At 74.5% G+C, this 8,355-nt stretch carries 9 protein-coding genes; 6 read left to right on the top strand and 3 right to left on the bottom strand.

What is annotated here, in order from left to right; genetic code table 11:
• Nucleotides 1–152 precede the first annotated feature (152 nt).
• From ABD353_RS25855 to ABD353_RS25840, 4 genes are all read left to right on the top strand, one after another.
• On the top strand, nt 153–569 hold the full coding sequence (locus tag ABD353_RS25855; RefSeq protein ID WP_344626067.1) for an avidin/streptavidin family protein: 417 nt from the start codon (nt 153–155) through the stop codon (nt 567–569).
• An 81-nt stretch (nt 570–650) separates the two neighbouring features.
• A complete protein-coding gene (locus ABD353_RS25850) occupies nt 651–1,442 on the top strand; it encodes an SGNH/GDSL hydrolase family protein (RefSeq protein WP_344626066.1) in 792 nt (263 codons plus the stop codon).
• A 76-nt stretch (nt 1,443–1,518) separates the two neighbouring features.
• On the top strand, nt 1,519–2,061 hold the full coding sequence (locus ABD353_RS25845) for a gamma carbonic anhydrase family protein (RefSeq protein WP_344626065.1): 543 nt from the start codon (nt 1,519–1,521) through the stop codon (nt 2,059–2,061).
• A gap of 105 nt (nt 2,062–2,166) precedes the next feature.
• On the top strand, nt 2,167–2,433 hold the full coding sequence (locus ABD353_RS25840; RefSeq protein ID WP_344626064.1) for a GlsB/YeaQ/YmgE family stress response membrane protein: 267 nt from the start codon (nt 2,167–2,169) through the stop codon (nt 2,431–2,433).
• Between the two features lie 94 nt (nt 2,434–2,527).
• Here the strand turns inward: ABD353_RS25840 and ABD353_RS25835 are convergent, their stop codons facing one another.
• Together ABD353_RS25835 and ABD353_RS25830 are read right to left on the bottom strand one after the other, a co-directional pair.
• A complete protein-coding gene (locus tag ABD353_RS25835; RefSeq protein WP_344626063.1) occupies nt 2,528–3,268 on the bottom strand; it encodes a DUF4230 domain-containing protein in 741 nt (246 codons plus the stop codon).
• A gap of 82 nt (nt 3,269–3,350) precedes the next feature.
• Complete coding sequence (locus ABD353_RS25830) at nt 3,351–3,725, bottom strand: cupin domain-containing protein (RefSeq protein ID WP_344626062.1); 375 nt, start codon at nt 3,723–3,725, stop codon at nt 3,351–3,353.
• Between the two features lie 143 nt (nt 3,726–3,868).
• Between ABD353_RS25830 and ABD353_RS25825 the strand changes: the two genes are divergently transcribed.
• Nucleotides 3,869–4,315 (top strand): MarR family winged helix-turn-helix transcriptional regulator, encoded by a 447-nt coding sequence (locus ABD353_RS25825; protein ID WP_344626061.1) that lies wholly within the window; start codon nt 3,869–3,871, stop codon nt 4,313–4,315.
• Nucleotides 4,316–4,348: 33 nt separating this feature from the next.
• Here the strand turns inward: ABD353_RS25825 and ABD353_RS25820 are convergent, their stop codons facing one another.
• Nucleotides 4,349–5,662 (bottom strand): glycosyltransferase 87 family protein, encoded by a 1,314-nt coding sequence (locus tag ABD353_RS25820; RefSeq protein WP_344626071.1) that lies wholly within the window; start codon nt 5,660–5,662, stop codon nt 4,349–4,351.
• A gap of 214 nt (nt 5,663–5,876) precedes the next feature.
• Between ABD353_RS25820 and ABD353_RS25815 the strand changes: the two genes are divergently transcribed.
• Nucleotides 5,877–8,231, top strand: coding sequence for a Tex family protein (locus tag ABD353_RS25815; protein WP_344626070.1), 2,355 nt, complete (start codon nt 5,877–5,879; stop codon nt 8,229–8,231).
• Nucleotides 8,232–8,355: the final 124 nt, after the last annotated feature.

The following is an 8,355-nucleotide window of genomic DNA, read 5'->3' as shown; positions in this document are numbered from 1 at the left end:
CTCCGATCCTGTCCGGAGACCGCGGCGCCGGCGACCCGCGCACCGGCCCGGTCGCGGTGCGAAGCCCACCCCCCGGCCCGATCCTGGGAGAGCCACGCGGCCGCCCGACCGGGGTGCGGCCGCCGGAACGGGTCCGCCCAGGGAGAGCATCGATGACCATCGCCGGAGACTGGTACAACGAGTTCGGCTCGCACATGCGGCTCACCGACGACACGTCGGGCGGCCTCACCGGGACGTACGTGTCGGGCGCGGGCCACGCGGCCGGCCCGTACGAGCTCACCGGCCGCCACGACGCGCCGGCCGGGCCCGGCCAGGGCACCGCGGTCGGCTGGACGGTCGCCTGGCGCAACGAGCAGGGCGACGCCGGCTCGGTCACCAGCTGGAGCGGGCAGTACCTGGCGGGCGACGAGACCATCCTCGCCACCTGGCTGCTCACCCGCTCGGCCGCCGCCGCGGACGTCTGGGAGTCGACCGTGGTCGGCCAGGACGTCTTCACCCGGCAGGCCCCCGCCCCCGAGGACGTCGAACGCCACCTCCGCGGCCGCCGCCCCGCCTCCCACCCGAGCTGACCGCGCGCCACCAGGGGCGCCCCGGCTCCGGGGCGCCCCTTCGTACCGGCCGGTAGCCGGTGCGCGTACGATCGTCGGGCCATGGAGAACACAGCCACCTTCACCAGCTACGTCGCCGTCGGGGACTCCTTCACCGAGGGCATGTGCGACGACCTGCTGCCCGACGGCCACTACCGCGGCTGGGCCGACCGCGTCGCCGCCGCCCTGGCCGCCGAGCAGGACGGCGGCGGCTTCCGCTACGCCAACCTCGCCGTCCGCGGCAAGCTGATCGGCCAGATCTGCGACGAGCAGGTCGGCCCGGCCGCCGCGATGGGCACCGACCTGGTCACCCTCGCCGGCGGGCTCAACGACGTGCTGCGCCCCGGCTGCGACATCGCCCACGTCAGGGAGCGGTTCGGCGTCGCCGCCCGCACCCTGCTCGCCGGCGGCGCCACCGTGGTCATGTTCACCAGCACCGACCCCAGCCGCCGGATGCCCGGCGGCACCCGCCTGCTGCCGGCCGTCCTGGAGCTCAAGGCCTTCGTCGAGGGCATCGCCCGCGACTCCGGCGGCAGGGCGGTCGTGGTCGACCTCTTCAGCGCCCCCTGCTTCGACGACCCGCGGATGTGGGCCGAGGACCGGCTCCACCTCTCCGCCGAGGGCCACCGCCGGGTCGCCGTCGCCGTCCTCGAGGCACTCGGCCGCCCCGCCGCCCAGGACTGGCGCATCCCGCTGCCCCCCGCCGCCCCGCAGAGCCGCACCGCGAAGCTCGGCGCCGACCTGCGCTGGCTGCGCAGCCACCTCGGCCCGTGGATCGGCCGCCGCCTCACCGGCCGCTCCTCCGGCGACGGCCGCCCGCCCAAGCGCGCCGAGCTGCTCCCGTACGAGGGCTGACCCCGCGGGCCGACCCCGGGAGCCGACCCTGCCGTACCCGCCGTTCCCGCACCGTTCGAGACCAGGAGTACCGACCATGGCCGAGCCGCTGATCGCCGCCGTCGCGGGCAGGGTGCCCGCCGTCGACCCCTCGGCGTTCGTCGCCCCCAACGCGGTCGTCGTCGGCGCGGTCACCGTCGCCGCCCGCGCGGGCATCTGGTACGGCGCGGTGCTGCGCGGCGACGCCGAGACGATCGCCGTCGGCGCCGACACCAACATCCAGGACAACTGCACCCTGCACGCCGACCCCGGCTTCCCGCTGGTGCTCGGCGAGCGGATCTCGGTCGGCCACAACGCGGTGCTGCACGGCTGCACGGTCGAGGACGACGTGCTGGTCGGCATGGGTGCCACGGTGCTCAACGGGGCCCGGATCGGCTCGGGCTCGCTGATCGCCGCCGGTGCGGTGGTCACCCAGGGCACCGAGGTGCCGCCCGGCTCCCTGGTCGCCGGCGTCCCGGCCAAGGTCCGCCGCCCGCTCACCGACGAGGAGCGCGCCGGGATCCGCACCAACGCCGAGGGCTACCTGCTGCTCGCCGAGGCCCACCGCGGCGTCGGCGCCCCGGGGGTCCGGCCGCTCTGAGCCGCCCTCCGACGTGCTGAGCGGCCCGCCAGGACGCAAGCTGGTGATCACCCACAACCAGCGGCGATGCCGGGACGGGCGGAGGCCCGGCGGAGCGGAGGAGCCGTGTTCCAACTGCTGTGGATCCTGCTGATCGGATTCGTCCTCGGCGTCCTGGCCAAGCTGATCCTGCGCGGCCCGCAGGCGATCCCGTGGTGGCTGACCATGCTGCTCGGCGCGGCCGGCGCACTGCTCGGCAACGGCGTCGCCGGCTGGCTCGGCGTCGCGCACACCGGCGGCATCGACTGGACCCGCCACCTGCTGCAGATCGGCTTCGCGGTCGCCCTGGTCGCGGTCGTCGCCCCGATGTGGGAACGCCGGAAGGTCCGCTAGGAGCCGGGGTGGTCGGTCCAAGCGCGCGGGTACCCCCACGCGCCCCTGGACCGACCGCCCCAGCGCTCTGGCCGGCCCGTCCGTCCGGGCCGGGTCAGCCGGTGGTGGTGACGGTGACGGTGGTGAAGCCGAGCGAGCGGAGCAGTCCCTGGAGCATGGCGGTGGTGTTGGTCTCGGCGGTGGCGGTCAGCGCGGTGTCGCGGGCGGCGGTCTGGATCTTCTCGGTCGCCAGGACCTCCAGCCGCTGCTGGTCGCCGGGGTTCCCGGAGAAGAAGTCGCCGATCCGGTCGAACAGCCCGCGCTGCTGCGAGAACACGTAGGAGCGGCGGACGTCCAGGGCGGCGTCGGCCAGCTCGGCGTGCGGCAGGGCGATGGCGGCCGTCCGGCGGTCCGCGGAGACGGTCACCGCGCCCTGCGGCAGCGCCCCGAGGTCGACGTAGGCGCCGACGCTGCCGGTGGCGACGTACAGGGTGCGCTTGCCGAGCAGCTGCGAGGGCAGGAACTTGGCGTCCTGGTCGAGGTCGACGATGACCTGGAAGTTGCCGGTGGCCGCGGTGTAGCGGCTCATGTTCTGGATGGACTTGAGGACGGCGGGTCCGCTGCGGTCGACCTCCCGTTCGGCGAACGGGTTCGGCAGGCCGGGCAGCAGGTCGAGCCCGGCCGCCGCCAGCAGCAGGACGAGGACGGCGGCCAGCGCGACCGGCAGCCCGAAGTACCAGGGCAGCCTGCCGCGTCCGCCGCCGCCCCGGGCGGGCCGCCCGCCCGGGGGTCTGCCGCCCGCCTCGGACTCGTCGTCGTGCTCGGGCGTGCGCTCTGGTGCGGACCGGCGGGCCATTGCGGAACCTCCCTGGGGCGTCGGCGGCGGGCTCGGGTGTCCGGCCCGGCCCGCGGATCCTTCCCCCGATCCGGAGTTCGATTCAGACGGCCCAGGGCGGGTTGACGACCGAGCCGTCGGGGAGGATCGCCCGCAGCCCGGCCGTGGTGGTGACCCAGGCGGCGGCGGGCCCCGGCCCGGGGTTGTCCACCTTCAGCCGGCTGCCGGCCGGGACGACGACGGTGTCGCCCGGCGCGAGGACGGTGGCCTCGCCGTCGAGGGTCACGGTCGGCGCGCCGTCGAGCAGGTGCAGCACCTCCTCGCCGCTGACGGTGTGCTCCACGCCGGTGGTGCCGGCGGGGACGTCGAGCCGCCAGCTGCGGAGCAGGTCGGCGCCGGTGGCGGCGGAGGCGTACGAGGTGAAACGGGCACCATGCAGGTCGAACACGGTGGCGTGGTCGGGTCGGACGACTGGCACAGCTGTCTCCTTGGCATGCGGAAGGTCAGTTCGCTTGACTATATGATCAATCAGCTTGACGATTTCGTCAAGCGACTGGACTTCTTTGGGAGGTCGATGTGCCCTCGGTACCGACGAACCGTCAAGCACCTAGACTGACCGCCATGGACGAGCCCGCCGCCCGCGCCCTGCCGCCCCTGGTCCTCGGCCTGGCCGCCGACCTGGTCCGCAGCATCGACGACGGCGTCCGGGCCCGCGGCTTCGACGACCTGCGGCCCGCGCACGGCTTCGCCTTCGTCCGGCTCGCCCCCGACGGCGCCACCGTCGGCGAACTCGCCGAGCACCTCGGCGTGACCAAGCAGGCGGCCAGCCAGATGGTCGAGGAACTCGTCCGCAAGGGGTACGTCGAACGGCACCCGCACCCCGCCGACGCCCGTGCCCGGCTGGTCGTCCTCACCGAGCGCGGCTGGGCCTGCACCCGCGCCGCCGACGAGGCCGCCGCCGACGCCGTCCGCCCCTGGCGGGAGGCGCTCGGCGAGCAGCGCCTGCACCGGCTCACCGCCGACCTCGCCGCCCTCGGCCCCAGCGGCCGCATCCGGCCGGTGTGGTGACGGCGGCCGTCCGCGGCGGCGCGCCCCCGGCCGTCAGGCCACGCGGATCGGGCCCCGGCTGACGCGGGGGGCCTCCTGGAGGGCGGCCACCGGGGAGACCGAGGCGCGCCACAGCCGGGCCGCCGACCAGAGCGAGGCGACCAGCAGCAGTCCGTTCCGGGCGACGATCACCAGGGTCGGCTGCCAGCCGCCCTTGATCATCGCGTCGAAGAAGAGCGGGTAGTCGACGGTGGTGACCCCGACGGCGAGCAGGATAACCACCGCCACCGGGCGCTGCGAGGACCCCCGCACCGTCAGGCAGACCGCGGCCAGCCCGATCAGCCAGATCAGGTACTGCGGGCTGATCACCCGGCTGGTCACGGTGAACAGCAGCACCGCGGTCAGCGCCGCGTCGTACGGCAACGCCGGGTTCCACCGCCTGGCCCGGAAGCGCCACAGCAGCAGCCAGCCGAAGGCCAGCGCCGTCAGCACCAGCGACACCCGGGCCACCAGGTCGACGTGCGGGCCGAGGAACTCCAGCGAGCCGTAGTGCATCTCCACCTCGCCCGGCCAGCCCAGCTCCCGGGCCACGTGCAGCACGCTGCCGCCGAGCGACTCGATCTCCACGCCCCGGCCGCGCTGCGCGGTCAGGAAGTCCATCGCGCCGTCGAACAGGGTGGCCATCACCAGCAGCAGCGCCGCCGCCGACAGGCACATCCCCGTCCACGCCTGCCGGGTCCCCTTGCCGCGCGGCGCGCCCAGCACCACCAGGGCCGGCCACACCTTCACCATCGCGCCGATCCCGGCCAGCGCCCCGCCCGCCCGCGGCCGGCTCGGCATCAGCAGCAGGGCGGCCATCGCCAGTGCCGTCACCGGCAGGTCGTAGCGGCCGTACGGCAGGCCGAGCAGCAGCGGCAGGGAGAGCGCCCACATCCAGGCGCCCGCCGTCGACCGCCCCCGGTGCACCCCGCCGTTGCGGCGCAGCGAGACCCGGACCAGCGCGGCCTGGGTGACCGCGTCGGTGAGCAGCATCAGCAGCGCGAAGGCCTGCAGGTAGGTGAGGAAGGGCAGCAGCCCGGGGGCCAGCATGGCGAGCGCCGCGCCGGGCGGGTACTGCCAGGTCACGTCGCCGACCGGGAAGTGGCCGTCGCTGAGGACCAGGAACCAGTGGTAGTAGGTGCGGTGCACCTCGATCGCCTGCTCGGCCTTGCCGGAGCGGAGCATGCCGATCATGACGAGGCGGGAGGCGATCCAGTACCCGGCCAGGGCGAGCGCCTCGCGGGGCCAGGTCGTGGGCCGCGTCCAGCGGAACGGCCCGCCCAGGGGCATTCCCCACTGGGTGACCGGGGTCGGGGCCTGAGCCACCATCGCCTCCACGGAGAAAGCTTCGAGTGCCTGTGATCTATCTCATACCAGACAAATCGAGTCGGGTAATCACGGTGAAACCGTGTGTCACCGACCGTCAGCACAACGCGCCACGCCGCCCCCAGGACACGGCCCGACCCGATCCGGCAGGCCGTACCTGCCAGAATGCAGGGCGTACCAGGAGGAACCCCGGGAGAAGGTGGCAGGCCCCGTGACCATGCCGGTCGAACGCAAGATCGCCGAAGAGCTGGGCGTCCGCGAAGGGCAGGTGAAGGCGGCCGTCGACCTGCTCGACGGCGGCGCGACCGTTCCCTTCGTCGCCCGCTACCGCAAGGAGGCCACCGGCGCACTCGACGACGCCCAGCTGCGCACCCTCGAGGAACGGCTGCGCTACCTGCGCGAACTGGAGGAGCGGCGCACCGCCGTCCTGGAGTCCGTCGAGGCCCAGGGCAAGCTGGACGACGCGCTGCGCGCCCAGATCCTCGCCGCCGACTCCAAGGCCCGCCTGGAGGACATCTACCTGCCCTTCAAGCCCAAGCGGCGCACCAAGGCCCAGATCGCCCGCGAGGCCGGCCTGGAGCCGCTCGCCGACACCCTGCTCGCCGACCCCTCGCAGGACCCGGCCGCGCTCGCCGCCGGGTACCTGGGCGAGGCCGTCGCCGACACCGCGGCCGCCCTGGACGGCGCCCGCGCGATCCTGGTCGAGCGCTTCGGCGAGGACGCCGACCTGGTCGGCTCGCTCCGCGAGCGGATGTGGACCAGGGGCCGCCTGGTCGCCGCCGTCCGCGAGGGCAAGGAGCAGGACGGCGCCAAGTTCGCCGACTACTTCGACTTCGCCGAGCCGTTCACCAAGCTGCCCTCGCACCGCATCCTCGCCATGCTGCGCGGCGAGAAGGAGGAGGTCCTCGACCTCGACCTCTCCCCCTACGACGGCGAGGACGGCGACCTGCCCGGCGAGAACGACTACGAGCAGCGGATCGCCGCCCGCTTCGCCATCGCCGACCGCGGCCGCCCCGCCGACAAGTGGCTCACCGACACCGTCCGCTGGGCCTGGCGCACCCGCATCCTCGTCCGGCTCGGCATCGACCTGCGCACCCGGCTGCGCCAGGAGGCCGAGGACGAGGCCGTCCGGGTCTTCGCCGCCAACCTGCGCGACCTGCTGCTCGCCGCCCCCGCCGGCACCCGCGCCACCATGGGCCTCGACCCGGGCTTCCGCACCGGCGTCAAGGTCGCCGTCGTCGACGCCACCGGCAAGGTCGTCGCCCACGACACGATCTACCCGCACCAGCCCGCCAACAAGTGGGACGCCGCGCTCGCCACCCTCGCCGCCCTCGCGAAGAAGCACGCCGTCGACCTGGTCGCGATCGGCAACGGCACGGCCTCGCGGGAGACCGACAAGCTCGCCGAGGACCTGATCAAGCGCCACCCCGACCTCGGCCTCACCAAGGTCATGGTCTCCGAGGCCGGCGCCTCCGTGTACTCCGCCTCGGCCTTCGCCTCGCAGGAACTGCCCGGCCTGGACGTCTCCATCCGCGGCGCCGTCTCCATCGCCCGCCGACTCCAGGACCCGCTCGCCGAGCTCGTCAAGATCGACCCCAAGTCGATCGGCGTCGGCCAGTACCAGCACGACCTCAGCGAGGTGAAGCTCTCCCGCTCGCTGGACGCCGTCGTCGAGGACTGCGTCAACGCCGTCGGCGTCGACGTCAACACCGCCTCCGCGCCGCTGCTCACCCGGGTCTCCGGCGTCACCGGCACCCTCGCCGACAACATCGTCGCCCACCGCGACGCCAACGGCCCCTTCCGCACCCGGCGCGCCCTCAAGGACGTCGCCCGGCTCGGCCCCAAGGCCTTCGAACAGTGCGCCGGCTTCCTGCGGATCCCCGGCGGAGACGACCCGCTGGACGCCTCCGCCGTGCACCCCGAGGCCTACCCCGTCGTCCGCCGCATCCTCGCCGCCACCGGCGGCGACCTGCCCGCACTGATCGGCAACGGCTCCGTGCTGCGCTCGCTGCGCCCGGCGGACTTCGCCGACGACACCTTCGGCGTCCCGACCGTCACCGACATCCTCGGCGAGCTCGACAAGCCCGGCCGCGACCCCCGCCCCGCCTTCAAGACCGCCACCTTCAAGGAGGGCGTCGACAAGATCGGGGACCTCGAGGTCGGCATGGTGCTGGAGGGCGTCGTCACCAACGTCGCCGCCTTCGGCGCCTTCGTGGACGTCGGCGTCCACCAGGACGGCCTGGTGCACGTCTCCGCGCTGTCCAAGACCTTCGTCAAGGACCCGCGGGACGTCGTCAAGCCCGGCGACATCGTCCGCGTCAAGGTCACCTCGGTCGACGTGCCGCGCAAGCGCATCGGCCTGACGCTGCGCCTCGACGACGACACCGCACCCCGCTCCGGCGGCGGCGGCGACCGCGCGGAGCGCGGCGACCGCGGCGACCAGCGCGGTGGCGGCGACCGCGGGGGCTCCCGCCCGCCCCGCCAGGACCGCCGCGGCGGCAGCCGCGAGCAGCCGCCGGTGGTCAACTCCGCGATGGCCGACGCCCTCCGCCGGGCGGGCCTGACCCGGTAGGGCGCGTCCTCGAAGGGCAGCCGGGTGGTTGATCCAGGGGCGCGGACGCCTGTGGGGGTGCGGGGGCAACCCCGCACCCCCGGCGGGCACCCGTGTCGGGGCGCGTGCGGCCGCCCGCTATCCT

Origin of the sequence: Kitasatospora arboriphila (assembly GCF_039528095.1) — a bacterium.
GTDB classification, from domain to species: domain Bacteria; phylum Actinomycetota; class Actinomycetes; order Streptomycetales; family Streptomycetaceae; genus Kitasatospora; species Kitasatospora arboriphila.
The sequence above is the reverse complement of the archived record's forward strand: the minus strand, read 5'-3'. Positions and strand labels throughout refer to the sequence as shown.